Genomic DNA, 24,178 nt, shown 5'->3' with positions numbered 1-24,178 from the left:
TCAGAGGATCAGTTGACCGGGTAAGCGGCCTGAACATCGATGACGGTGATATCGAGCTCGTCTGCGAACTGCTGCGGGATGCCGGCGATGACCGGGTTGACCTGCATCTGGGCATCGATTGACCAGCGGTTTTCGACTTGCTGGTTTTCGTTTTCGAACGGCAACAGCCGGGGATCGCCGACATAGAGCGGCGTCACGCCCGAGCCCGCGAAGGCATCGACCGCGTATGCATCGCGAAACAGGGTCGAGATCGTCTGCACGTTCTCAGCGCTGGCCGGCCCATAGACATCGAGTTGCACGCTGACCTGTGTCGGCTGCATGATGCTCTCGGTCCCAGACGCCATCTTGCGGGACGGGACCGTCTGCGTTGCCGAGACCGTATAGGTGCCGATGCCGCCAGTCCCAGTCCCGAGCGCGGTGATGCGCGTCAGGGCCGCAACGCCGACACCGAATACGATCTGGCCGACGGCGATCGTCCCGAATTCGACGACGGTGACCGTCATCGTGGTGCCGGTGATATCCGCGGTGAACGAGACATCGGTGAAAGTGTCGATGTTGGTCGACAGCCGGCGCCGGATGATAGCCGTCATTGTCACGAAGTCGGGCACAGAAGGCTCAGGAACGCGGTTCTCCTGCGTCTGGATCACTTCTATGCCCGAAGGCAGGATCGTCAGCAGGAACGAACGCAGGACCGTGAAGATAGCCGACTGCGTTACATCAGGGACGAAGCTCACCCTGCCACCTCAAGGGCGGCGAACTGTTGAGCGAACATGTGGTTTCCTCAGGTGTTGGGCGCTTGAAGAACGCAAGCCGCTTTCGACCAATCCGGCCACGTCTCCAGGACATGGACAATCAGCCAGTCGCCGGCATTCGGGCCATCGGTCAGGGTGACGATGTCGCCGCCCTTGTTCCTCGCGCGGAGCACACCGACGATATCGCCGTAGAAGTAGATGCCGCGGGCCGCGCCGTTGATATTGAGGCCGTCGACCTGCTTAAGATCCAGATAGGTCAGCGCCTGCACCTGAGCCGTCCCGGTGGTCGTGGTATAGGTCGGGACACGCGACCCGTCCGGATTGGTGGTGTAGCCGGTGCTGATCTTCAGCGTGCACGGCACATTCGGGTTTACCGCGCCGATGATCGGGGCAACGATGCCGTGAAGGTTCATGAGGATACCCGCCTCGTCAATTTTGCTCCACATACAACGGCGTCGATCCAGCCGAAGCGATGCAGTTGAGCGCCTGATTGGGTGCCCCGCCGGTCGTCGGTCCCCACGATGCGATTTGTCCCGCGGCCAGCATGAACGATGTCGTGCCGTTGAGCGTAGCGGCACCAACCCATGAGCATGCGACGGTCGCCGATGCGGATGTGTTCTGCACCATCACCCACGCACGTGGGTTTGCCCCCAGGCAAGCGCCGGAAGTCGCCGCTACGGTGCAGCCTGATACCGTCTTCGCAACGGATGGAACGTTATAGGCGACATTCCACGGGTCCGTCCCTTGCGTGACGGATGTAGAGCCGCCGGTCGGGCATGGGATCGCCTGGTTGCTGCCGTTGATGCACATGGTGACGACGCCGGAGACGGTTTTCCCAGGCGTTGCCGTCTGGAACTCGTTCCCGGTGATAACGGCCGTCTGAGCCCAAACGGTCGTGATCCCTGTAAGGAGGATCGCCGCGACAACATATCTCAGTTTCATTTGCTCACTTCCTTACGATTTGACCTCGTAATCGACGCTGCCCAAAAGCACGCCCGAATCCACCAGCGGCTTCGTCGAGACACCGGAGGTGCTCTCCCCGGCCTTGATCCGCCTCGCCGCCTCGCCGACAGTCTTGCCGGTAACGACCAGATCCGGATTCTCGCTTCGCATCTTCCTCAGCATTAGGGTGATGGGGCTCAGCGGCGGGTTGAAGGTTTCGATGATCGACTGCTGCAATTGGCCCTTGATGGCCTCGCCGGTCTGGCCCAGCGTCTTGGCGGCGTCATAGCCGTTGCTGACGAGCAGGTCGCCGACCGCCTCCGGCCATTGCGGGCTTTTCTCGGAGATCATGGTGCGGAAGAACGGGCGGGGCGGAATGCCGGCGCGCGGGGCGCCGAATTCCTGGATGGCCGCGATCTCGGCGACGGACTTTCCATCCGGGTAGGTCGCGCCTTCGAGGAAGCCGACGTCCACCGACGACGCCTTGGAGACCTTTTGCGAGATCTCCGCGAGCGCCGCGGCGAGCTTATCCCCACCCTTCAGCGTGACCATCAGGCGGCGGCCGGCGGCGGCTCTTCAGGTTCAGAGGCAGGCGTTTCCTGCTCGGCAGGCTCATCTGCAGCCTTCTCTGCCTCTTCGGCGATCGGCTCTTCAGCGACCTCGTCTGCGTCTTGCGGTGCGTCTGCTGCCGGTTGAGCCTGACCATCGGCATTGACATCAGGGGCCTCGCCAGCCACCGGCTCACCCCGCGGTGCTTCATCGGCTGCGGGAGCATCGGCATCGCCGTCTGCGGGCTCGCCTGAACCTTCGGGCTCCTGCTGAGGAGCATCATTGCCAATCGGATCGCCGCTTTGGTGATCGTCAGCCTGATCCTCGACTTCAGCCTTCTGCTCCTCGATGTAGGCCTCATATTGAGCATGCAACTCGGTCAGCATCGGTTCGACCTTGGCCTTGAACGCCATCAGCTCGTCGACCTTGGCCAGCAGAGCGCGGATGTGCTTTTCGTATGCGTCGATATCCATCGATCGAATCCTTTATTCGGCGGCGCTATCGGCGCCCTTCTTGGATGGGGAAGCCGGAGCCGCCTTGTCGGTGATCGCCTTGACGGCATCTTCGAGGCGGTTCAGCCGGTCCTCGACCTCCGTTTTGAAGGCACGGAATTCCCTGCGAAGTTCGTTGTCCATGACGGACCTCCTACTGATTGAGCCACGGGCTGAAGTTGCGGCGCGGGCCTGGGATGTAGCGCATGGTTCGGTAGGCCGCCGTTGCCTGCCAGAAGGCGGCCCCGAAAGTCGTCTGAAGGAACCATGCGTTGTTCGGCGTCGTCGGGAACTCAGCCGAGACCGAGACGCTGCCCTCCGTCGCGCTGCTGATGCGGCCCACGATCCCGCTGCCGCCGGCCCCGGTGATGCCTTCGCCTTTCGGGCCGTACATCAGTTGCGCGACGTGGGCGACCATGAGGTTGAGCAGCACGGTCTGCGTCTCTGCCTTGCTGACCGGGCCACCGCCGTCGTTGCGGCAGTAGATTTCGGCGATCGGCAGGATGAGATCGGTCACCGTTGTCTGATCGAGCGCCGGGGAGAACTGCGGGAATGTGGCCGCCCATTTGGCATAGTCGAACTGAACAGCCACACCCATCGAGATTCACTCCTGATTGACGATTAGGCGGGGATGCCGAACGTCTTCTTCTGCTCGTCGGCCGTCGTCACGCGGCCCTTGAGCTTCGTCGGGTCGACCGGCTCGAGGCCGGAACGGGTGTTGCGGTACTCCTCCGCCATGCCAGCGGTGTCCTGGTCGTGGGCGAACACGAGATGGTTCACGACCGCATCGAGGTCATGGTTCTGCTTGAGCCAGAGCTCGAAGAAATCCTTGTCGACGCCATAGGTCAGAGCATAGCTCGAACCGCGTGCGGCCGGCGGAAGGCTCGGGTCGTACTTTTCGAGATAACCCTTCAGCGTCACCGTCTCGGGACGGGGCATCGCGCGATCGACGCCCTTCGTGCCGCCTCCCGGCATTGGCTCCTGAACCTTCACCTTGTCGAAGACGCGAAGGATGAGGCCATGTGGCATCTTGCATGCCACGGTCACTGTTTCTGCCATTTTCTTGCTCCTGTTTGAGAGACGTCGGCGTCACGGGTCCAGCAGGTAATCGTTGGGAGGAAACGAGCCGCTGAACCGTCAAGGCGCGCGTCCGCGCCAGCCGAACTTATGGGGGTGATGATCTCCCGTTGCTGGCTTAGACGCCGACCATCTGCGAGATGGCGAGCGGCATGCGGATCACGGCACCCCACGTGCCCGACGTCATCTTCTTCTTCCAGGAAGACATGGCGCGGATGATCGGGTGGCTGCGGAGCTTCTCGTTGAAGGCGCAGTAGCCGGTCTTCTGGCCATCGACGGCGTCGGCGATCAGCTGGACGACGTTGCCGGCGGCAACGCCAACCGGATTGGTCGCCGTCAGAGCGCCGTACTGGACCGCCGAGACGATGCGGAGGTTGGGGAAGTTCTTCTTCAGCAGGTCGGAGACGTTGACGCCGAAGGAGTTGGTTGCCGTCATGGCGAGTTCCGATCCGGGCGAAAGCGCCAGGGTCATCTTCGTGTTCTGGTCGACCAGGCCGTTGGCCTGCTGGCCCTGAAGCTGGTACCAGAGCGCCTGGATGTCGGCGAAGATCTCGTTCGCTGTCGCGACGATCTGGCCGTTGTTGACCCACTTCACGCCGCCGTAGGCCTTGGTGGCCGGGGTCAGCGCTGCCGACAGGTTCGGGTCGTTCAGCAGACCGTAGTTCTGCAGTCCGAGCACGCCGAGGAAGTAGGACTGGTTGAGGAAGCGGTGCAGGACCGTGGTGCCGGCGCCGTCCACTTCACCAACCCAGTTAACGCGGCCGAGGCCGGCACGTTCGATTTCCAGCTCACCGTATTCGGAGATGGTCTGGAAAAGGTAGGACTGGCGCTGGGGCCAGTTCATGTTCGCGCCGGAGCGGCCGTTCTCGTTGTAGTCCCCATAGGACGACACTTCGCCCGTGGCTTCAACAACCGGGAACATCGCGGTCTGGTCAATCCAGGTTCCCTTGCGGGTCTCGCCGAAGATCTCGGCGGCCTTGGTGGGGGTGAAGACGATCCGGTAGACATCCGGGTCGATCAAGGTCGTCAGGAACGCCGGGATGCCGGTGTTCGCAGCGGTCGAGAGCGCCGGCTGGGCGTCCATGGCCATGTAATTGACCTTGGCTTCGTTCCACGCGTATGCCTTGGCGTCGGGCAGATAGATACCGGCCGCTTCGAACATCGGGCGATGCGAGTCCCAGGCAGCGGCAGCCTGATGGTAGTCATTGAAGTCCATTGTATTTCTCCTCAGGGAGCCGCCGAGCTGGGAGCGCTCGGCGATCTGGTTGGGGGATTGGCTGGCTGGATCAGCCCTGGAGCCAAGAGCTGATCTTCATGAGCTCGCCCGGAAGAGCGGAAGAGCGCACAACGAACTTGGTTTCGACGTTGGTGGCAGCCGTGATCGCCGTGGATGCGACAACGGTGTTGTTGTCGACGATGTAGGAGCCAGCACCACCCGTGCCCGTGCCGAGCGCGGTGATGGTAGTGCCTGCGACGACGCCGGAGCCGGAGATCGACTGACCGACGCCGAAGACGCCTGCCACCGTGCCGCCGACCGTGAGCGTGCCGTAGGTACCGCTGACAGTGGTCGAGGCCACCGTCTGCTCCGGGATGCTGACGGCATAGGTGCCGATGCCGCCCGTGGTGCCGGAAAGCTGGCTGACGATCTTGGTGCCGGTTGCGATACCGGTGCCGGAGATCGTGCCACCCGCAACAACCGTGCCGGAGCCGACCGCAGTAACCGTCAGGACGTTGTCAGCGATCGAGCCCGTGACCGAGAACGTGCTGGCGGCAACCGAGCTTGCGGAACCGGAAGCCGTGCTCGCGCTGCCAGTGGCGGCTGCGGTGAACTTGCCATCGGCGAAGTTGGCATAGGCCTTCATGCCGGGCAGCGCCTGGGTGGAACCGTTGTTCTTGACCCAGAAGTCGCCCGAGGCGAAGACGGTGACCGGGAAGCCAGCCGGAACCTGCATGGTGAATTCCTGCAGATACTGCTGGATAAGGCCCTGCTGTTCGCGATGGGCGATACCGGCAATCGCACCGGAGCCGAAGGCGTTTGCCACGGCCGGAGCGCCGTCGTCGTCGACATAGGTGCTGGACAGCCAGATAGCCCGGCCAACGATGAAGGAGGATCCGGCGACGAGACCGCCGGGGCCGGCAAGCACGGTTGCTCGCGGATTGGTGCTGGCAAAGTCGCCTTCCACCGCCGGAGCAGGATTGTAAGTAGCCTGGGTCTGGAATCCAGCCATGGACTTTTCTCCTAAGGAAAAGGCCGCTCGCGGCGGCCATGTGGGTTGCGGTTATGTCGGGGGCGCTTAGAGCGTCTTGACGACGTGCGACTTCGCTTCCGGGAACATCTCGTAGAACGAGGTTGCACCCTTGGCATCCTGGGCAATCGTGGTGACACGAGTGACCTGCTTCGTGCCGGGAACCGGCTGCGCCTTCAGAATGGCGCGGAAGGCGGACGGGTGGACGCCGGCAATATCGACGCCCATCGAGGTAAGGGCCGTGCGATAGACGTCGGCGGCGCTGTCATGAGCCATGGCGACGGCGCCGATGTAGGGGCGAACGTCTTCCTTCGCGGCTTCGATTTCCCGGGCGTTGCGTCGCTCATTGGCGACCGCTGCGCTGATTGCGGCGTCCATCGCCTTCTTGTCGACCATGTCCTTCTTCTCCTCGGCTTCGTCTTCGGCCTTCTTCTTGGCCTCTTCGTCCTCATCAGGTTCGGCGTCCATCGCCTCCTGGTTCCAGAGCTCGTCGCAGGCCTTCATCTGGTCCTCGGAGAGCTTGTCCTTGAGGAATTCCATGATCCGCGACTTCTGATCCTGCTCGCCGTCGATGTCCTCGTCCTCGCCACGCACCTTGCCGGCATTGAGTTCACCGGAGTTCGGGTCGAGATCATCTTCGGCGCCCTCGACGGCCTTCAGGGTATCGAGGAGATCAACGACGTCGCTGATATCGGCGTCCTGGGCGAGCTTGCCCTTGACGGCGTTCTGCAGGCCCGTGCCGATCAGCTTGGCGTCGTAGTTCTTGGCCGTGACGTCCTTGAGGACGATCGACAGGTCGATCTTGGCGTCCTGGGCGAGCTTCGGACGGAGATAGGCAAGGATCGCGCCATGAGCGACAGAGGCCATGCGCGACATAAGAACAGGCTTCTTAGCCATGTCGGTTTCCTTTCGGTTCAGTTTGATTTGCTCATCGCCGACAACACAGTCCGGCCCGGCGCGACCTTCCTCGACCAGGGCGACGTGATTACCGCCCAGATTCCTCATCACCCCGTCAAAGGCTTCCCCGTCGACAGTGCCTGGCGTCATGTCGGCGCGATACCGATAGGCGCTGGAAAGTTCCTTCTGCTTCTCCGTCTGGATAAGCTTGATAGCCTCGGCATCCCAGATGCTGAGCGGTGCCATGAGGTACGGGGCCTTGAAGACGACGTCGGTGCCGATCGCGCCCACCGTCTTTTCCCGGGGATGTTCATCGGCACTGATCGGTGTGTGGACCAGGAGCAGCGGCTTGCCGGCGAATGACGCGGCGGCCTTCTCAAGCTCCTTCGGGTCGCGGTAGAGCCGGTAGATCTTGTCCGGGTCGAGCCCGAGCGCCCGGTAATCCGGGATCTCGCGGCCATAGTACGGGCAGACATTGGCCTTGCTGATCGGCGTCATCTCGACGAAGAGATGACCATCGGCATCGATGCGGCGCACGCTATCGCGATCCATGGCGATCGAATCCATCGCGCCTCTGTGCTCCGGTTCGGCCTCGGAATGCAGCCAGTTGACGAGCCCGATCTTGAGCATGGCCCAATCTTCCGGGCTCTCGATGCCGTCAGTTCCCAGCCGATCCTTCAGCGTGCTTTCGACCGCAGGATGTAGTGGCCCCGGCAGTTGATTGAACGGCGACCAGGCATAGCCGCTGTGCTCTTCATTGAGTACCGGAACGAATTTCTCCGGAACGGACTGGGCAAAGGTGTGGAATGCCATGCCGGTCGGCGTCACGCGGCTGTCCAGCAGCTTCATGCCGATCGCGCTCTCGGGGATGGTCGTCCCCATTTCCTCGCGGGCCTCGCGATCCGCAGTCTGTTCCGGCGTCTCGCCTTCCTCGCCCTTGCCACCGGGGAGAGCCCAATGGCCGGCATAGTTCGTTTCGGTCGACGAGCGCCGCAGGAGCAGCACATCGCCATCGGGGGCGACATAGAGGATGCCGGCGGCATGGCCGTTCGTCGCATCAGCGGCAACGAATTCCTCACCTACCGCCTTTGGGATTCCGAGCGTGGAATGTCCCTCGGCGGCGGCGAACATGGCCCGTCTCTGCTTTTCACTGACCGCTGGCATCCGTCTCGACCTTCACCTGAATTCTTGACTGAGCCCATCTCAGCAGAGCGCGGGATAGCCGCTTACCGAACGGAACCTGCTCGGCGAGCACAGCGGCATAGATGCCGACCCGCGTTTGCCACGGCACATGGGCGCTGAGGCGAACCGTAACGGCCATCAGCCTTCTTCCCCGCCGTGTTCCTTATGGCTGAACCAGCCACCACCGCGGCCTGGGTTGCTGTCATCGTAGCTCAGGCGATCGTCGGCCTTCAGCTCCGCCTCAACCGCTGCGATCTGTTCCGGCACCGAAGCGCCCGGAACGAGGTTCCCGACATTGGTGAAGGCCTGCAAGATCATGCCGGCCGTGCGGGGTCCGTGACGCGCCACCAGATCGTGGGCGAAGTCTTGAAGATGCGAGGGCATCGTTCACTCCTGATTTTCAGCTAAAGCCCTTGAGGACAGGCCGCCCGATGCATTTGCAGTTTGGCTCCTCTCCTGGCTGAATGTAACGACCAACCGCGGGGTCATACCAGCCCTGAGAAATCTTATAACGAACCTTTTCCCGACCGGCCTTTGCATGCGTCGGCCTCGGTTCTTTACCGCCGCCGCTATGCGTCCACACCGCCTCGTCAAGGCCAAGTTCCAGTTGCCGAGCCCTCGACAATGCCGAGGTGGCCTTCTGGTTTTGGTCTCGCGCGATAAAGGCTGCCCGCCGCCGGGTGACGCCCAACCGTTTTTGCAGGTCGTCGGCCACCACCCCGAGGTCACGTCCATTCTGGACGCCCCTCATGACAATCCCCTCGACCTGTTCGAGATATTGGGCCGGGATGCTTTTGATCAGCGCGACGTTCTGGTGCACCGTGGCGTCGACCACGTCGCGCATCGCCGGCGTCATCTTGAACGAGACGGTCCAGCCGCCATCCTTCAGGATCGTCTTCATAGCGCCGGTCGCCCTGGCCTCGACCGACTTCGCGAAATGCTCAGCCATCTTTCCGGCCATCTCGTCGAAGCGCTTCAGCCAGCGTGACGACAGTTCCCGCATCGATCGGCGTAGCGCATCGGCAGGCGTTTCGTCCTGGGCTATCCGCGGCTCGTTCTGGCGATAGGTTGCCGTCAGCCAGTATTCCACCGATGCGGCCATTTCCTTGATTAGAGCATCAAGGCGGCGGCGATATTCAGCCTCTATTCCCGCATTCGGCCGTATCGGTCGCAGGATCGTTTCCGCCGTCCTTGGCTTCCTCTGCCTCACCTTGCTGGCCAATCACGTTCTCCGGCTTCTCTAGGCTTTCGGCGATGTCGTCGCGCTGTTGCGGCGCTCGCGCATTGATGATGTCCCAGAGGTCGAGTTTGATCACGCGGCTTCAGCTTTCCCGAACAGGCGATTGGAGGCACTTTCGTCAGTATCCTCTTCGTCCGCGCCTGGCAACGGATGACCGCCCTTCGGCTCAAGCCCCTGCTCTTCCTCGTCCAGCAGATCCGGCACATCGTCGACATCGATCGACGAATGACCGGAGGCCGGATCGGCGGCAACCCGCTTGCGGGATTCCTCCGGAGAGATGACGCCGGTGTCGATATAGATCTGGTCCGTCTCGGCCTTCAGCTTTCCAACCTCGGCATCGCTCTTCTCATCGAGCGAGAATAGCGGCTTGAACTTGAAATCGATCGCCTTGTCGACCTCACCCCAGAGCGAGATCATGACCAAGCCCATCAGGCGCCGAAGCGGATGGCGGAATAGATGCTCCTGATAGGCATGGATGTAATCGTAGAACACCCGCATCTGGTCTTCGCTCGAAGCGTTCAGGCCCGCCGGCTGGATGCCGAGCAACTTGACCGTCGGGATATGGGATACCGATGCCATGTGCTCCTGAGCCTGAGCCTGAAGCTCTGACAGCCCAGAGAGCGGCGCCGCCACGTTCTGGAACGCCTCGCTGTCCTTGTCGATCATCATCAGCCCGCGATTATCCCGCAAGTTGTTGAAGAGCTCGGCGCGCTTAAACAACTGCTGCCCATCGGCCTGCAGGCTCTCAGCCAGATTGGTCGAGAGCACGAAGACCGAGAACGCCGAGATGATATCGTTCACCGACTGGCGGGTCTGGAGCCAGTTGTCGACATAGGGCTTGGCCATCTGCGACAGCGACAGGCCGCCGAAGGAATAGGTCGGCTTCAAGAGATCCGGCACCTCGCGGCCAATCAGCGTGATTAGCCTGGACGAATGCACGGTCTTGGCCTGCACATACCAGCTATCCGGCCGGTACCAGTTGTCTTTCAGCGGGTCGTTCGAGTTGTAGCTCGTCGGGTAGCACCACACCGCCTCGATGGTGCGCAGCGCGATGATCTTCTTGTTCGAAAGCTTGGTCCTGCTCAGGACATCCCAGCCGTCCCCGAGGGACGTCTGAAGCTCGGCGGTGTCTTCCGTGTCGCCGGTGTCGATGTAGATGTGGCCGCGCCCGAAGAAACCGTCCTGTTGCGCGGCCCGGGCAAACATATCCGACACGCACAGGCGCTTGAAATCTTCCTCGAGTTCCTTGATGCGCTCTTCCTTGTCGTCATCGTCGCTGGCCGTCGAGAAGAACTCGATCCACTCTCGCGTCATTTCCGTCGCGATGGTCTCGGAGATCACTCGATATTCGGGGCGCTGCGCCAACTCGGATAGATAGGCATAGCCGAGGAAGGTGATGCCCTCGGTCCAGAAGCCATCGATGGCAAATTGGTTGGCCCATGCGTTGGTGCCGGTGACGGCAGAATCCATCGCCATGCCGGACTCACCCTTGGGCAACACACCTGGCGGGGGATTGGGCAGCGAGAACACTGGAACGCGGGCATAGGAATCCGGGTTGATCCGCGACGACAGAAGGGCACCGTCGGGCACCTTGATGGGCTTCGGCTTTTCTGGCGCTGCCTGGGCTGGGGCCGCAGTCTCGTGCGTCTTTTGCCGGCCGAGGCCGAACCAATCTCGAATGCCCATATTACCTCATAGCCGATCGTTGCAGCGCCGTGTCACTGATGACCATCACGCGAGAGAGTTGGACATTGTCCGCCGCGATCACGGCATCTGCCAAGTTATGCGACTTCACGCCCAAGTCTTTTTTCAGCTTCACCTTGGGTACGACCCTCTTCTTTTCCTCGCTTTCGACCCACCATGGGACACATAGCTCGGTGAAGAGGGCATCGAGTGTCTTTGCGTCGATACCCGTCGAAGAGAAAGAAAGAACATCCTCTGGTTTGATCGGTTGGCCCCGCGTCACCGCGTTGAAGGTCAGCATCGCGCGCCGCGCTGTGTTGGCCCAGGCCTGGGCCTTCCGGTTCAGGTACTCGTCCTTGTTCAGCGGGCTTTTGCTGTTGTAGGGGTCGCTGGCCTTGTCCGGGTCCAATACCCCGCCGCCTGCATGAAACGCATAGTGCGGGATGCGAACTTTGTTTTCCCTATTCTGTTCATCGATGTAGCCGCCGACGAAGGCGCCGACGCCGATCGTATCGTAAGAAACCGTCGCGCCGACTATTTTCGCCCTCGCCCACACCCGCTTGGCGTTCTGAACGAGCTCGTCCTTGCCAGACGCCCAATCCTCAGCGCCGGTAAAGACGCCGCAGATCTTGTCTGCCGTGGCGCATTTATCTTCGCCATCATCGGCAGGGTCGAAACCGATAATATTTCGACCCGTCAGCGATAGCTTGAGAACGATATGAGCGTCGATACATGCGTCGAGCCAGCGCCGCTTGAAGATCGATAGCTCGCTGTCGCCCAGCGGCACGCCGCCATAGACGTGATCGAACAGTTCCGGGTTTCGTTCCTGCATCGCTGCGATGTCGCGCAATGCCTTGTCCGAAAGGAACGGGTTTTCGGTATAGTTGATCTTCCGTACAATGCAGTGCGGCGGCACATTGATGACGAAGTTCTTCCAGACGTAGTCGGTGACGAGCTTGGGATTGAACAGCAGGATTGCCAAGCTGTCTTCCTTGCGGATAGTCGGCCCGATAACCGTCCACTGCTCCTCCGTCAGCTTCTCCGCCTCTTCGACCCAGAGGATATCGACATCGGACGTGCCCTTGATGTCCTCAAGGTTTCGCTCGATGCCGTAGAAGATGAACTCCGCGCCGGTCCGGCGGTGGATGATCGTCGTCTTCTGGACGTCGAAAGCATCCGCAAGACCAAGATGCGCGATCGCCCACTTCAGTTCGGTATAGACCGAATCTTGAATACGGTTCTGGAAACGACGAATGCAGAGAACGCGCATCCGGACGGCGACGTGGTCGACAAGGCGCACCAACTGGCAGGCCGTGTCTCTGGTCTTTGAGCTTGAACGTCCACCGTGGAGAACCGCTATATCTGCTTGCCCGAGGAAGACCTCTTCCCAAAAGTCGTGAAGCGCGGGGTTGGTGAGGTGGGTGGTGGCGTCTAGCTCTTTTCGCTGCGCAGCACTTCCCGCCATGTCCTCGTCTCGGTCTGTATCGGCGCGCCGTCCTTGCCAGTGTGCTCGTGACGCTCGACGAACATGCCGAGGTGCTTGCCGATGTCGACGAGCGCGCCTTTCTTGTCGTGGAGCTTAAGCTTGATGCCGCCGGTCGAATTCTGGCTGATTTCGGCTATCGCGGCGGCGGTGTCGTCGTCGATGTCATCGCTCGAAACGAGCTGGACGTTATTGGTGACGACATTCTTGATCACGAGGACATCGCCGCCGTCCGGGTTATCCTCTTCAGTGACCAACGTGCCTTGCCACTTGATGGCCTTGCGGATGTCGGAGAACCCGATCTTGGCCAGTTCTTCCAGAACCCGCTCTTTCGTGATGGCGAGCTTTTCGATGGCCTTTTCGGTGGCCTTGCGCTCTACCGTCTGCTCCCATTCCAAAAGCTCGGCAACGCGTTGTCTGATGTTGTCTTTCTGCTGTAAGCGAGACGCGTTCCCACGGTCTGGCTTGAAGCCGGCGGCCGCATATGCGTCATCTGCTGTATTGCCTTTGGCAAGTGCCTGCGCGAACTTCTCGTGCCGCGCGTTTTTAAGGACCGGCATAGGTCAACCTTGGGGGATCGAAATGACACGATTTTATGTGGCGAAGGTTATTCGAACCAACGGGACGAGGAGTAACGCAATCACGCTTTTCGCCAACGATGAGGACGACGCTCGGGCAAAGGTAGCCGGAAGCAAAATTGGCTATGGCGCCAAGACAATCCATGTGGCCGATGTCCATCCAGACGGTCAGGGTACATTCGATCGATGGACGGATGATAACAACGGCGTGGTTGAGCATACAGATTTCAAATTCACTGATGATGGCCCCATCAGCACATTCGAAATCTTTCAGAAGAAGCAATGAAGGCGAGTGAAGCCGATCGCCATTGCTTAGTATGGCGATGATTAACACGCTGGGTGGTCATGCGTTGCCCGTGACGACGCAGGTGAAGATCATGCCGTCTTCGAGCTTGACGGACTTGCCGACGTAGGTGACGCCGCTGCGCTCACTGTCGCCCTTGCGTGGTCCGAGATAGGTCGCGGAGGCGTGGACTGGCTTTCCGGCGAGATCGCAGATCCGCTCATGGCTGATCTTATCGCCGTCGACCTCGTGCTCGACGCCGTTGATCGTGATTTTCGCAGGCTGGTAGGGGAAACCGGTGATGCTACCGATCGAAATCTTGGCGAAACGGCAGGCCTGAGCCTCTTCCGGAGATCGATGATCATGGTTGCAGCCAGCATAGAAACCGCCGCCTTCATCGCTTTGAGCACAGAGATGCCACAAGCCGGATGGCTCGCCCTCATCGGTCTTGCGCTCAAGTGGCTGAACAAACCAAACCATGTCGATCTCCTACTTGTCTTGAAGGCTGCGAATCTGAGCGTCGGCAGCTTTTGCCATCCGCTCCCGCAGACCCGTTGCTTTCACCGGGCCAAGATCGCGCTTCTGCACGTACCGGCCACCCTCGACGGTGACGCCACGCATGGCGCATGGGCACAAGGGCTGGCCGTTCTGGGGACCGACGCAGAGGCAGGGATGAAAGCCAGCGCCGATCTCGCTATCGCCCTCAAGGGCCGCGCGGCGCTCGAACCACTCCTTGGTGATCGTCAACTGCATCTCACACTCCAGAGATGTTGATGTCTTCGCCCTCGGGTGAGGAAGCAGAAATGAACATCTGGATGATGGAGGCGGGCCGCTGTGAGCCTCGCCTCCTCTATGGTGTTATGCCGGCGATTTTCCCCAGGGAACCATCTCGGGCTTTGGCGCGTTCAGTGCGCACAAATCGACAGGGGGTCACCGTGGATATCAATCTCGCCATCGCAGCTTTTGCCGCTACAGCCTCGTTCTTGTTCATGGTGTGGGGCGTCGGTCGGAACTACTGACCGATATGATTCCAGTTGGTCACGGGCTTAGCCGTGAGGTCGGACTTCTCTTTCGCCGCAGCCGCACTACTTAAAAGCGATGACCAATCAAGCGCGCGAAAACAAAGCGGAAACCACCAATAAGGAATCTCTCGCGCTGATTTCGGCCCAAAACGCCGCTCGCGCCGAGAAGACCACGCGCCTTCGCGAGTTGCGTCTCGCAAGGGATGCTGAATTATCGGCCAGTAAAATTGCTCTCAAGCCAATGGCGCCGCGGAAGCGCAAGACACGCGCCACGAAGAGCACGGGCCCCAGCAGCTGAATTTTCGGCAGCGTTCTTTTTGCGCGATTGGCGGTGATGACCAATCCGGGGCCCGGCGAGTATTCCCTCTCAGAGAGGTCCGCGATCAGAACAGCCCAAATCACCTTGGGGTGGATATTACGCAACACGATCTATGGTTTCAAGTCCCTCATATGCCTCCAACTGCTCTAGCTGTAGCAGCATCCCCATGACTTTGCTCTGCATCTCCGGTTTCATGCCCTTGATGGCGATCAGCGCTTGATCCTTCAGGTTGATCCGGTTGCCCCTGCCCTTGGGCAGGATCTTTCGGAGATTGCCGCGAAGCTGCATCACCTGGCCGGCCGTCTCGGTTTGGATTCGGGTGATGCGCTCGCGGCGAAATTCCTGCCTGCGCGACAGCTCTTCGGCGGCGATGACGGCGAGATCGTCACCGCTGAACCGGATCGGCCCGAACTCGGAACGAAGAAAGCAGACCACACCCTCGACGTCGCGCACCTTCTCGAAGTTCAGGTTTTCGAGGTTGACGAACGCATAGCCGACCAACAGCGGCAAGCGGCGTTGGATAACCTTCCGGGTGCGGTGGTGGATGCTCTCGTACCAATAGGCCGGCATGTAGACGCTGATGCCCTCATTGCGGAGATTGCGCTCGATGATGCTCTCTCCCACGCGGCTGATCGGCGCGCCTTCGACATGGCGCGCCATCCGCTGTGTGCCTGGCGCAGTGCGGATCGCGTACCAGTCGTGACCTATCAGCCGCTTCCGCCTTTGAGCGACAATGTCGCCAAAATCTCGAGTGTCCTGCTCTTTCAATGCCATCGCCGCCATTTTCATTCCCTCGGTTTCGAGCCGCCGCTCGGTTATCGAATGCAGTTCTGGATCGCCTCGGCAGCTGCGGCTGCCTTCTTCGGGTTGTGATATCCAAGCTGAAGCTTGCGGGTGTAGCCGCAGGCATCGCACATCGGATCGCTGCTGCCCGGATTGTTGCCGGCGACACATGCTTTGATGTACCTGGCCTTGCGGGTCTCGTATGAACCGCAGACGCAGCGCACGACCCACTTCTGGCCGTTGCCTATGATCTCTGCGGCGACACCCATCACCGTCAGCCGGCCGAGCCTTGCGCCCGTCAGATCGACATAGTCTGGCCGCGACAGTTCGTCTTCGGTCGGGCGCCGGACGGCAAGCGGATCAGCGGAATGGATCTTGGTAGCCTGGTTTGGCTCCCAATCGAAATGCTCTCCCCTTGCCGCTACCCGGCCGGCGACCTTGTCGCTCGGATAGAGCGGGGCGACGGCATCCATGTCGACGCGAGCGAGACGGGTCATGCGATACCTCTCTTGGCTTTGATCTTGCCGACGGCGTGGAGAACGGTCGTGTGGTCTCGTCGGAACCAGCGTCCGATCATTGGCAGGGAAAGATCCGGCCGCTGCATATAGACCTCGAACATCGCCTCCTGCCTTGGATCGATAACATCCCGCGTCCGGCGATGGCTCTGGACATTGTCGATAGTGATTCCTGGGAAGTTCTCCAGAACCTCAAGCACGATGTCCCTGATCGAGCGACGGATCTTTGGCAGTTCCCAATTCGGCGAGCGAACAACGCCGCTGATCGAAAAGGAGCTGATGGACAGGGCAACGCGATAAGCGACGACATGAGCGTCAAACGTGAGAAGACCGCTTTCCCAGGCTGGAAGCTGCTTTGCGAAAAACCTGCGGATAGGTTGAACGGTCGGAACCGGTGCCGCTTCTACCTTCGCGACAGGGCCCGTCAGTGGCTTGAGCAAACGGGCGTGAACGACTGCCGCGTGGCTAAGCATCTCTGCGGCACTTGTGAACTCTCTGGCTGCGACACTCATCTGAAACTCCGTTCTGCTCGCGCCTTTTCGGCGGCTAGGTACTCTTCTCGGGATTGAAATTTTTGCAGGTGGGATAGGCCGTTCGTGCCCGGCTTTGGCGCTGGCGGCTTGTCGGGAGGCTTTGCCGGCTGGTCCTTCCAGCGGTCGTCGGATAGCCACCGGACCGGCGAGCACCACTGACGGTCGTCAGTCTTCGCGGCATAGGCGCTGACACCGGTCATGATTTCGTCGAAGCTGGCGCGCTTGATGGCTTGGGAGAATGCTTTCTCCGCCGAAGGCCTGCCGGTCTTGTTCGGGTAGGCATCCCAAAATCTTTCGAAATCAGGATCGATCTCAGGCTCCCTCGCGTCTTCCGAAGGATCTGTATCTGTCTCTGTATCTGTTGTTGCAGATGCGTTCGCTTGCGTTCGTTTGCGTTCGCGCCACTCTCTGGCGCGTTCGGCCGCGCCGTCTTCCCGCTTCGGCTGCCGCTTTTCCCAACTAGTGAAACGACCGTCGGTGATCATGCCCTTATCGGCCATTGCTGCGACGATGGCCTCGACCTGCTCCGGCTCGCAGCCATAGAAATACGCCAGTCCTTCGGCGTCATAGCCCTTGATCGATCCGCGATCGGATGCCTGCGAAGCACGGTCCATTAGAGCCCATGCGACAGCGACGGCGATACCCGGTGCAACGCCGGCGCGTCGAGCAATTCCAAGCCACTTCGGATCGGTGGGCGCGCCATGCCAAGAGCGGAACCAGTCGTTCATTGGATGATCTCCATCCATTCGGCATAGGGGATATCGCTCTTAGCCAGATTGCACGGCTCGCAGGCGACGCAGAGGTTATCGAGCTCGTGCTTGCCGCCTAACGACCAAGGTTCTTTGTGGTCTACGTGGAACGGTCCATAGGTGGTTCTGCAGTAAGCGCAAACCTCGCCATCTCGCTCCAGCACAGCTCGGCGCAGCGCGATCGGTGCGCGCCGGCGAGCACCAGCGCCGCAAATCTTGTCCGCAAGGCTATATCTTCCTCCGGCGGCGTCGAAGAAAGATAGGAGCCGATCCTTGCTGTTCGCCCATTGGGCCGGCGTCAGCTTGGCCCAACGGCGGACGAGTTCCTGGTCGGCCGGCAAACCACCTTTCCAGCGATTTTTCATGATCAAGAGCAAGAGCGCGCCGTGCTCGACGGTCGAGAGGTCGAGCGTATGCGCCACGTAGAGATCGATGTGGAGAGGCATCCAGGCGCGGTTGCTCATTTCCACACCTCGACGTCGACGTTGTAGATCGCCTTGATAATCTTCTGGACGCGTTTGAAATCTCGGGTGACGACGCCCTTGACGTCGACGACGCGGAACCTGTCGTCCTGGTCGTGATCGATGAAGGCAAAGTCGGCCCGGTATGTGCCGATAATATTGCCGTTGACGATCAGCTCGAATTTCCGCTGCCGCTCGAATCCGGAGATCCGGCCGGCGCGTTCAAGCAGCTTCAGATCGCGGTAGACCTCTGCCTCGCGCTTGCTGTCGAAAAGAAAGCCTTCGAACATCGTCTTCTTGGCGCCGAATTTGTTGCCGCGCTTGGGCTTCGCGACGGCGGCGCGATATTCCTCGCGGGTCATGATCTCTGTCATCCGTTCTTCCTCTTCGGAAGTTCGATGCCGGTTTCGGTTAAAACCTTACGGACGCGGTTCCCCGTGTCCTCGATCATCTGCAGCAGCGAGACCGGGCTCGACCAGCTCTCATGGAGGCCAAGCTTCGCCGCGACAGCCACAGCCTTGCAGAGGCTATCAATGTCCCAGCTATTAAGCTCATGACCGTATTGGGCTTCCATCGCCTGCAGGAGCTTCAAAGCTGCGTCCCGGCTGCCAGCGCGACGCGCTACCTCTGCCTCAATCTGGTTCTTGCGATCCTTGTCCCAGCGCTCGCGAGCTTCGTTCACGGCCTGGCTTATGGCTGCGACGTCACGCTCGCCTGATCGGCGCACCACAGATGCAACGAAAGCTGGCGTGAGCGGTCGGGCTTCCAGCATTGGAGCTTGACGCGCCTTGCGGATCGCGCCGTCTTTGAACCAATAAATGCCCCAGGTCGCAGGAACCTCGTCCGGCTTCACCATGTTGGCCGGGCACACGAGTGACCACCGATGGCAATATTGCATGATCGGCATAGCCTTCTCGGGGTTCTTCATCTCGTTGAGGAAATCCGATCGGCTTACCTTGACCTCGAAGCCGTGGATCTCGTGCCCAGTCGACGGCCAGACCCCCATGGCTACGGCATCGGCATAGCTCTTGATGCCATAGCCGGTCGCGTTCGATACCTCGAAGAATGTTTGAAACGCCGGCGGCGCGAACATGCTCGCGATTGCTGCCTTGACATCCTTCGAACTGACCTTCGCGGCGGTTTCAATCTTTGGGAGGATGTCTGTCATGCGCGCCTCCGATCAATCTGGACGCGCTTCTGGTACCGGCGCTCCATCTCATCGTTAATCAGGCGATCGGCTTCTGGTGGCGTGATGCCGAGGGCTTCGGCTATACGCTCGACGTCGGGACCATGGAGGGCATAGGCTTCGAGGAAGGTCATTTCACCACCTTCAGCTTTCGCTTTGACGGCGGTTTGCGCGGGCCATACCCGTTGCCAAAAACGTTGGTGTCGTTCTTGTGCCCGACCGGATCGTTGCCGAGCTGGTCACGCACCTTTTCGACGCCGACCTCCACATCCATCTGATAGACGCGGTCGTCAGGGCAGTGGTCGTTGACGCAGAAGAATTCGATTGGCTCGTCGCTATAGATCGTCCAGCAGCCTCGAGCGTCCATGTTCATGACGACGCGGTTCATGCCGCACCGCCATTCTGCTTTTCAGCTTGGGCGCGGGCGAGATTGTCGAAACCTTCAATCGCATCGCCCAGCGCCTCGATGTGCCTGGCATAGCGTTCGCGCCACTCTTGAGAACGCTTGGCGCCGTTGGCATCGACTGTCAGGATCTTATCTTGGCGGATTTCGCGGAGATTGTGGGCGATGACATCGGCGGGCTTGCGCGTCATGCCGCACCGTCCATGGCAAAGATGTTGACCGTCTTCGCCTCATCGAGCTCCGAAATATTTCGAACCGCCTGACGGAAGTACGTGGGCTTGAGCTCAAAGCCGACGCCTCTTCGCCCGGCAGCAACCGCGCAATATACTTCACTGCCTATGCCCAGGAACGGCGTCAGGACCACGTCGCCAGGATTGCTCCATAGCTCAATGCAGCGCTCGATCACGTCTAGCTGCAGGGGCGATATGTGCTGTTCGTCTTTCTCGTCGCGACCGGCACGATACTGGAGGGTGCGCGTCTGGTTGATGTCCATCCAGACCGGAGAAGCGTAGCGCTGCCACACCTCGATCGAGAACCACTTCTCAGCATCCGCCGTCGACTTCCCGGATGCGATGCGACTATCGACGCTGACTGGCTCATTGCCGAAACCGACATAGCGGTCAAACATGCCGTCGACCGGCTCGGGATTGTCGCCTGGCTTGCGGAACATCAGCATGTAATCGGCAAGCCCCTGCCCGCTGATGGTGCTGTCCTTGGTGATCTGCTTGTGAAGCAGCCGGATCGACTTGGTGCGCTGCTGCGCGACCACCGGGTCTTTCCAGATGCAGACTTCCGAATGGAAGATCCAGCCGGCGTCCTCGTAGGCGCGCACGATCTCACCCCGGAAGTCTCGCATGCCGATATGTCCGTGCCTGATCTTCGAGGTAGGCAGTTGCATGCAGTGAACGGCATGAATGCGGCCAGGCATCGTTACGCGAAGAAGCTCCTGGATCAGGAACTGGTAATGGGTCCAGAAACCATCGGTGTTGTTGTTCGAGATATCCCGATCGGAATTGCTGAACTTGTAGAGGCCTTCGAACGGCGGCGAATGGATGCCAAAATGAATGGTATCGCTTGGGATGCCCCGGATCAGCTCGCAGCTGTCCCCTTGGTAAATTGCATAACGATCGGTGACGACCTGCTCCACTGCGTTGATGTTCATGCTGCTTCTCCCGTCAGCCAAGCCGGTACGGACATGGGGATTTGAGGGTTGTAGTCTGGTCGATCGCGGACCATGCCGCGGACCTCTTGGCTCGAAAGGTCGGCCATGTGCATCACCATCGCGGCCGCCATCCGCTCGGCGTCGTGATCCTTGCGGCGGATATTGGCAACGGTTGCGCCTTCCATCTCCGAAGCGATGATGTGGGCGTGGACCGGCTTCGTCTGACCGAAGCGCCAGAATCGGCGGACAGCCTGATAGAGCTGCTCGTAGCTGTCATTGAGACCAACGAAACCGGTGTCGGCGCAGTGCTGCCAGTTCATGCCGAACCCTGCCAGCGATGCTTTGGTGATCAGCTTTTCGATCTTGCCATCGCTGAAATCGAGCAGGATGCGCTCTTTTTCGATGTCCTTGAGGCCACCGTGCAGATTGACGGCGCCGGGTATCGCCTTGGTGAGCGCTTCGGCTTCACTGTTGAGGTTGCACCACCAGACGAAGGGCTTTCCTGCCGGCGTCATGGACGCGGCAAGCTCGACGCGCTCCTCGACGCTATCGCGACGTGCGGCAAGGCGCTCTTGCATGGTCCTGGCTTCCATCGGGAAAAGGAGGCCGGTTTCCATGCTTGGGGCATAGTCAACGCTCACCGTGTGCTGATGGTACCTGAGCGGCGGAAGATCGTAGCCGGTATTGTCGTAGCCAAGATCCGAAGGCATGCGGAGCATCACAGCCCACGACGCCATCCACTTCCAGAACTCGGACTCGGCGTGACCTTTGAGGCGCCACTTTTGAGTGTCGCCGCCGTCATGGGTGAAGAAGGTCGACAGCATGTCGGTATAGGACATGACGCCGAGGAACTCCGCGTGATTGCCAAGCTCCATGAAATCGTTCGGAGCTGGTGTCGCTGTTGCGGCCAGGCGGAACGGTATAGATGCGCAGTCGGCAATCAGCTGGTTCCGATACTTGCCGTCCGTGTTCTTGAGGATCGAGCTTTCATCGAGCGCCACGCCGCCGAATTCAGACAGGTCAAAGCGATCGACCTTCTGGTAGTTGGTGATATCGATCGTCTCGCTCGACGGTGCCGATACGACGGTGGCAGAGATCCCAAACTTATTGCCCTCGCGAACATGCTGATGGCTGACCGCCAACGGCGCGAGGATCAGAACAGGGCGGCGCGTCTCAATCGCCACTTCCTTTGCCCATACGAGTTCCATCAGGGTTTTGCCGAGACCAGTGCCGGCGAAGATCGCCGATCGGCCTCGGCGTAGCGCCCAAGCCGTGATATCGTGCTGATGTGGCTTCAGGTATTCCGGCAGATCGATGCGCCGGGTAATGCCCGTCGACGGATCGGTGATCTGCTTTCGGGCGAGGAATTCAGCATATGCGTCGGTCATTCGGCCGCCTCGCGATATTCGACGAGGTGATTGCAGTTCGCCGCGACGATTGCAGCAGCGACCGGCGGCGAAACGGAATTGCCGACGCACGACACCTGGACATTCTTCGGGAACGGGCGGCCGTTGGCGTCAGCATCAATCTGGTAATCGGCCGGGAATCCCTGCGCCGAATAGAGCTCGCGCGGCGTAAGCATCCGCATGCCGATATCGACGATGACGAACTCGGCGTCGCCTATCGTCAGGGTGACGAACTCGCGATCATCCCAGAAGCCATATGAGCGCAGGAACTCCGCAACTTCCCGCGCCCGGGCGTGCTGATCTTCGGTGAACGGCGGCGCGCTGATCGCCGCCTCAACATGACTGAACCGGGGCTTGGTCGTGATCGTGTGAAAAGGTTCGTCTTCGGGTGTGTCCTGGTCGGACCCGTAATAGGCATGTAGGTGCGGCGCGACGATCGCCGACTTGTTCACGCCCGCGGTGATCGTGGCCGACGGCTCTTCGATCCCGTGGCCGATGCTCGCGCCGAACTGACGAGACACGAAAGCAGAGACCAGGCCTTGCTGCGCGCCGGTCGAGGTTACGGTCGATATCGGCTCATCAGCCGCCCGGCCCGGATTGACCCCGCCGATGCGCCGACTGTCATTGTTGTGCTGAGCAACGAAGACGGCTGCCGTGCAGACATCGGCCTTGGCGGTGACCGTCGCCAAGGGCTCATCACCACCGCGCGGACGGCTTTGACCTGCTCGGCCGCCGCATCCGACAAGCGTGGGGACGATGACCGCAGAGTGGCCGCCGCCTGCAAGGATGGTCGGATGAGGCGCATCTGCCGCGCTGTCCCGGCGGTCACTGCCTTTCATGCTCATGAGGTTTGGCACGATGACCGAATTCTGGTCTTTCTTGCTCGCGGTGATGGTGTGGTGCGGATCCTCGACCGAGCGGTTCGCGCCGCCCTGCTGGGCATAGGTGAGCACCGGTGCGACAACGGATAGACCAGCGCCGCCGGCCGTGATCGTATGCGCCGGCTCGTCCGCTCCGTTGAACGGCTTTCCAGAGTTCCGCATCGTCATGAGGTGCGGCGCGACGACGGCGTGACGGTTCTCTGTCGTGACGACGCGAACCGGCTCCTCGGCGCTGGCTGAGCGATCCTGCCCACCGGCGCCAGGGCCATAGAATGCCGAGAGGCTCGGGGCGATCACTCCCAGCGGCGCGGCGCCACCTGGCTTCTTGATATAACTGTTTGCCGTAACGGTCGGGGCCGGCTCATCCATGGAGCTTCCGGTCGCTCCTGTGTTGAAGCGCGTAACGGAAGGCGAGATGACCGCATGCTTGACGCCGCCGGCGACGACGGTACCGAGCGGAGCATCGCCATCCAGGCAGCGCGGTTCCTGCCCCTTGCGCTCGCCATAGCCAGTCTGAACGAGGAACGGCCGCGCAGCATCGAGAACATACCGCTTCGTGCCGCGGGCAACTCGCGCCATCGTGGCATCGGCGAGCGGGCGAATAGCTCGGAGGCCTAGCTTGGCCATGATCTCGCTCGATGTGTCGAAGATCGACGGGCAAGGCAAAGACCAGTCGATGATCTCCGCGGCGGTGCGCCACGGCTGCTTCTTTCCTGAGATGACGTCGCGGTCGGTTGGCGCGCCGTGCGTCGGCTCCGGCCAGACGATCGGCTGGCCATCTCGACGAGCGACGACGAAGAGCCGCTTGCGGATGGTCGGTGCGCCATAGTCGCAGGCGCGCAATTCGCGGTGCTGCAGCTTATATCCTGCCCGCTTCATCGCCTTGCACCACTTCTGGAACGTCTGGCCACGGCTGTCAGGGCAAGGCATCAGCCCGCGTGGGGTTTCGATGAGCGGCCCCCATTCCTTCCACTCCTCGACGTTCTCCATGATGATGACGTCTGGCTTGGCGCGCTCTGCCCAAAGGACGATGATCCAAGCCAGGTCGCGGATATTGCGCTCGACAGGTTTGCCGCCCTTTGCCTTGGAGAAGTGCTTGCAGTCGGGAGAGAACCAGGCGAGACCGACGTGTTTCCCGGCGACATGGTCCAGCGGGTCAACCTTGAAGATATTCTCGGAGAGATGGAGCGTCTCGGGATGGTTGGCGGCGTGAAGAGCCAGCGCATCGGCGTTGTGGTTGATTGCGATGTCGGGCGAGCGGCCAAGAGCCATCTCGATACCGGTCGACGCACCGCCGCCACCTGCGAAGCTGTCAACGATCATCGGTCCGCTGTTATGCATCATTCCTTCAGTCC

Annotated in this window: 36 protein-coding genes; 2 read left to right on the top strand and 34 right to left on the bottom strand. The window is 60.7% G+C overall.

Features of this window, described 5'->3' with window-relative positions:
* Window positions 1-8: 8 nt before the first annotated feature.
* The 18 genes from FHX10_RS16840 to FHX10_RS16755 form a co-directional block, all read right to left on the bottom strand.
* Complete coding sequence (locus FHX10_RS16840) at window positions 9-734, bottom strand: LIC_12616 family protein (RefSeq protein ID WP_184389816.1); 726 nt, start codon at window positions 732-734, stop codon at window positions 9-11.
* A 47-nt stretch (window positions 735-781) separates the two neighbouring features.
* Window positions 782-1,165, bottom strand: coding sequence for a hypothetical protein (locus FHX10_RS16835; RefSeq protein ID WP_184389814.1), 384 nt, complete (start codon window positions 1,163-1,165; stop codon window positions 782-784).
* A gap of 16 nt (window positions 1,166-1,181) precedes the next feature.
* A complete protein-coding gene (locus FHX10_RS16830) occupies window positions 1,182-1,694 on the bottom strand; it encodes a hypothetical protein (protein ID WP_184389811.1) in 513 nt (170 codons plus the stop codon).
* Between the two features lie 12 nt (window positions 1,695-1,706).
* Window positions 1,707-2,246 carry a hypothetical protein gene (locus FHX10_RS16825; RefSeq protein ID WP_184389809.1) on the bottom strand — a complete coding sequence of 180 codons (540 nt, stop codon included), beginning with the start codon at window positions 2,244-2,246 and terminating at the stop codon, window positions 1,707-1,709.
* Window positions 2,246-2,716, bottom strand: coding sequence for a hypothetical protein (locus tag FHX10_RS16820; RefSeq protein ID WP_184389806.1), 471 nt, complete (start codon window positions 2,714-2,716; stop codon window positions 2,246-2,248). The genes FHX10_RS16825 and FHX10_RS16820 overlap by 1 nt, the downstream gene beginning before the upstream one ends.
* Before the next feature lie 12 nt (window positions 2,717-2,728).
* On the bottom strand, window positions 2,729-2,878 hold the full coding sequence (locus FHX10_RS16815; RefSeq protein WP_184389804.1) for a hypothetical protein: 150 nt from the start codon (window positions 2,876-2,878) through the stop codon (window positions 2,729-2,731).
* Window positions 2,879-2,888: 10 nt separating this feature from the next.
* On the bottom strand, window positions 2,889-3,332 hold the full coding sequence (locus FHX10_RS16810; RefSeq protein ID WP_184389802.1) for a DUF4054 domain-containing protein: 444 nt from the start codon (window positions 3,330-3,332) through the stop codon (window positions 2,889-2,891).
* Between the two features lie 23 nt (window positions 3,333-3,355).
* Window positions 3,356-3,793, bottom strand: a complete 438-nt coding sequence (locus FHX10_RS16805; RefSeq protein WP_184389800.1) for a hypothetical protein — start codon at window positions 3,791-3,793, stop codon at window positions 3,356-3,358.
* A 136-nt stretch (window positions 3,794-3,929) separates the two neighbouring features.
* Complete coding sequence (locus FHX10_RS16800) at window positions 3,930-5,027, bottom strand: hypothetical protein (protein ID WP_210294419.1); 1,098 nt, start codon at window positions 5,025-5,027, stop codon at window positions 3,930-3,932.
* A 70-nt stretch (window positions 5,028-5,097) separates the two neighbouring features.
* Window positions 5,098-6,039, bottom strand: a complete 942-nt coding sequence (locus FHX10_RS16795) for a hypothetical protein (protein WP_184389798.1) — start codon at window positions 6,037-6,039, stop codon at window positions 5,098-5,100.
* A 66-nt stretch (window positions 6,040-6,105) separates the two neighbouring features.
* Complete coding sequence (locus FHX10_RS16790; protein WP_184389795.1) at window positions 6,106-8,085, bottom strand: DUF2213 domain-containing protein; 1,980 nt, start codon at window positions 8,083-8,085, stop codon at window positions 6,106-6,108.
* 16 nt (window positions 8,086-8,101) lie between these two features.
* Complete coding sequence (locus tag FHX10_RS16785; RefSeq protein WP_184389793.1) at window positions 8,102-8,275, bottom strand: hypothetical protein; 174 nt, start codon at window positions 8,273-8,275, stop codon at window positions 8,102-8,104.
* Complete coding sequence (locus tag FHX10_RS16780; RefSeq protein WP_184389791.1) at window positions 8,275-8,520, bottom strand: hypothetical protein; 246 nt, start codon at window positions 8,518-8,520, stop codon at window positions 8,275-8,277. Before FHX10_RS16780 ends, FHX10_RS16785 begins: the two co-directional genes overlap by 1 nt.
* Before the next feature lie 16 nt (window positions 8,521-8,536).
* Window positions 8,537-9,226 carry a phage minor head protein gene (locus FHX10_RS16775; RefSeq protein WP_312862862.1) on the bottom strand — a complete coding sequence of 230 codons (690 nt, stop codon included), beginning with the start codon at window positions 9,224-9,226 and terminating at the stop codon, window positions 8,537-8,539.
* Window positions 9,227-9,272: 46 nt separating this feature from the next.
* On the bottom strand, window positions 9,273-9,452 hold the full coding sequence (locus tag FHX10_RS16770; protein WP_184389787.1) for a hypothetical protein: 180 nt from the start codon (window positions 9,450-9,452) through the stop codon (window positions 9,273-9,275).
* Window positions 9,449-11,062, bottom strand: coding sequence for a DUF1073 domain-containing protein (locus FHX10_RS16765; RefSeq protein WP_184389784.1), 1,614 nt, complete (start codon window positions 11,060-11,062; stop codon window positions 9,449-9,451). Before FHX10_RS16765 ends, FHX10_RS16770 begins: the two co-directional genes overlap by 4 nt.
* Before the next feature lies 1 nt (window position 11,063).
* Entirely contained in the window at window positions 11,064-12,524 is a 1,461-nt protein-coding gene (locus FHX10_RS16760; protein WP_184389782.1) for a PBSX family phage terminase large subunit, read from the bottom strand.
* Window positions 12,491-13,102, bottom strand: a complete 612-nt coding sequence (locus FHX10_RS16755; protein ID WP_130679786.1) for a terminase small subunit — start codon at window positions 13,100-13,102, stop codon at window positions 12,491-12,493. The genes FHX10_RS16760 and FHX10_RS16755 overlap by 34 nt, the downstream gene beginning before the upstream one ends.
* A gap of 22 nt (window positions 13,103-13,124) precedes the next feature.
* On the opposite strand from FHX10_RS16755, the gene FHX10_RS16750 reads away from it, so the two are divergent.
* Window positions 13,125-13,406: a hypothetical protein gene (locus FHX10_RS16750; RefSeq protein WP_184389779.1), complete on the top strand. Its 282-nt coding sequence runs from the start codon at window positions 13,125-13,127 to the stop codon at window positions 13,404-13,406.
* A 57-nt stretch (window positions 13,407-13,463) separates the two neighbouring features.
* Here the strand turns inward: FHX10_RS16750 and FHX10_RS16745 are convergent, their stop codons facing one another.
* Together FHX10_RS16745 and FHX10_RS16740 are read right to left on the bottom strand one after the other, a co-directional pair.
* Entirely contained in the window at window positions 13,464-13,883 is a 420-nt protein-coding gene (locus tag FHX10_RS16745) for a hypothetical protein (RefSeq protein ID WP_184389777.1), read from the bottom strand.
* A 9-nt stretch (window positions 13,884-13,892) separates the two neighbouring features.
* Complete coding sequence (locus FHX10_RS16740) at window positions 13,893-14,156, bottom strand: hypothetical protein (RefSeq protein ID WP_184389775.1); 264 nt, start codon at window positions 14,154-14,156, stop codon at window positions 13,893-13,895.
* Between the two features lie 50 nt (window positions 14,157-14,206).
* Between FHX10_RS16740 and FHX10_RS16735 the strand changes: the two genes are divergently transcribed.
* Complete coding sequence (locus FHX10_RS16735) at window positions 14,207-14,422, top strand: hypothetical protein (protein ID WP_184389773.1); 216 nt, start codon at window positions 14,207-14,209, stop codon at window positions 14,420-14,422.
* Window positions 14,423-14,509: 87 nt separating this feature from the next.
* On the opposite strand, the gene FHX10_RS16730 is transcribed toward FHX10_RS16735, so the two are convergent.
* The 14 genes from FHX10_RS16730 to FHX10_RS16665 are packed head-to-tail and all read right to left on the bottom strand — an operon-like array spanning window position 14,510 to window position 24,167.
* Entirely contained in the window at window positions 14,510-14,851 is a 342-nt protein-coding gene (locus FHX10_RS16730) for a hypothetical protein (RefSeq protein ID WP_184389771.1), read from the bottom strand.
* Window positions 14,841-15,527, bottom strand: a complete 687-nt coding sequence (locus tag FHX10_RS16725) for a transcription termination/antitermination NusG family protein (RefSeq protein WP_184389768.1) — start codon at window positions 15,525-15,527, stop codon at window positions 14,841-14,843. Before FHX10_RS16725 ends, FHX10_RS16730 begins: the two co-directional genes overlap by 11 nt.
* Before the next feature lie 32 nt (window positions 15,528-15,559).
* Window positions 15,560-16,024, bottom strand: a complete 465-nt coding sequence (locus tag FHX10_RS16720; protein WP_184389766.1) for a hypothetical protein — start codon at window positions 16,022-16,024, stop codon at window positions 15,560-15,562.
* Entirely contained in the window at window positions 16,021-16,554 is a 534-nt protein-coding gene (locus FHX10_RS16715; protein WP_184389763.1) for a helix-turn-helix domain-containing protein, read from the bottom strand. The genes FHX10_RS16720 and FHX10_RS16715 overlap by 4 nt, the downstream gene beginning before the upstream one ends.
* A complete protein-coding gene (locus FHX10_RS35170) occupies window positions 16,551-17,303 on the bottom strand; it encodes a hypothetical protein (protein WP_246781237.1) in 753 nt (250 codons plus the stop codon). Before FHX10_RS35170 ends, FHX10_RS16715 begins: the two co-directional genes overlap by 4 nt.
* Window positions 17,300-17,788: an HNH endonuclease gene (locus FHX10_RS16705; protein ID WP_184389760.1), complete on the bottom strand. Its 489-nt coding sequence runs from the start codon at window positions 17,786-17,788 to the stop codon at window positions 17,300-17,302. The genes FHX10_RS35170 and FHX10_RS16705 overlap by 4 nt, the downstream gene beginning before the upstream one ends.
* Complete coding sequence (locus tag FHX10_RS16700) at window positions 17,785-18,159, bottom strand: DUF1064 domain-containing protein (RefSeq protein ID WP_184389758.1); 375 nt, start codon at window positions 18,157-18,159, stop codon at window positions 17,785-17,787. Before FHX10_RS16700 ends, FHX10_RS16705 begins: the two co-directional genes overlap by 4 nt.
* On the bottom strand, window positions 18,156-18,953 hold the full coding sequence (locus tag FHX10_RS16695; protein WP_184389756.1) for a hypothetical protein: 798 nt from the start codon (window positions 18,951-18,953) through the stop codon (window positions 18,156-18,158). Before FHX10_RS16695 ends, FHX10_RS16700 begins: the two co-directional genes overlap by 4 nt.
* Window positions 18,950-19,105, bottom strand: coding sequence for a hypothetical protein (locus FHX10_RS16690; protein ID WP_184389753.1), 156 nt, complete (start codon window positions 19,103-19,105; stop codon window positions 18,950-18,952). Before FHX10_RS16690 ends, FHX10_RS16695 begins: the two co-directional genes overlap by 4 nt.
* Entirely contained in the window at window positions 19,102-19,359 is a 258-nt protein-coding gene (locus tag FHX10_RS16685) for a hypothetical protein (RefSeq protein ID WP_184389751.1), read from the bottom strand. The genes FHX10_RS16690 and FHX10_RS16685 overlap by 4 nt, the downstream gene beginning before the upstream one ends.
* On the bottom strand, window positions 19,356-19,565 hold the full coding sequence (locus tag FHX10_RS16680; protein ID WP_184389748.1) for a hypothetical protein: 210 nt from the start codon (window positions 19,563-19,565) through the stop codon (window positions 19,356-19,358). Before FHX10_RS16680 ends, FHX10_RS16685 begins: the two co-directional genes overlap by 4 nt.
* Window positions 19,562-20,536, bottom strand: a complete 975-nt coding sequence (locus FHX10_RS16675) for a DNA methyltransferase (RefSeq protein ID WP_184389747.1) — start codon at window positions 20,534-20,536, stop codon at window positions 19,562-19,564. The genes FHX10_RS16680 and FHX10_RS16675 overlap by 4 nt, the downstream gene beginning before the upstream one ends.
* Window positions 20,533-21,924 carry a helicase-related protein gene (locus tag FHX10_RS16670; protein WP_184389744.1) on the bottom strand — a complete coding sequence of 464 codons (1,392 nt, stop codon included), beginning with the start codon at window positions 21,922-21,924 and terminating at the stop codon, window positions 20,533-20,535. The genes FHX10_RS16675 and FHX10_RS16670 overlap by 4 nt, the downstream gene beginning before the upstream one ends.
* On the bottom strand, window positions 21,921-24,167 hold the full coding sequence (locus FHX10_RS16665; protein WP_409527293.1) for a DNA cytosine methyltransferase: 2,247 nt from the start codon (window positions 24,165-24,167) through the stop codon (window positions 21,921-21,923). Before FHX10_RS16665 ends, FHX10_RS16670 begins: the two co-directional genes overlap by 4 nt.
* Window positions 24,168-24,178 lie beyond the last annotated feature (11 nt).

Source organism: Rhizobium sp. BK591 (assembly GCF_014195045.1).
Taxonomy (GTDB): domain Bacteria; phylum Pseudomonadota; class Alphaproteobacteria; order Rhizobiales; family Rhizobiaceae; genus Rhizobium; species Rhizobium anhuiense.
Note: the sequence above shows the minus strand (reverse complement) of the source record. Positions and strands in the feature narration are given on the sequence as shown.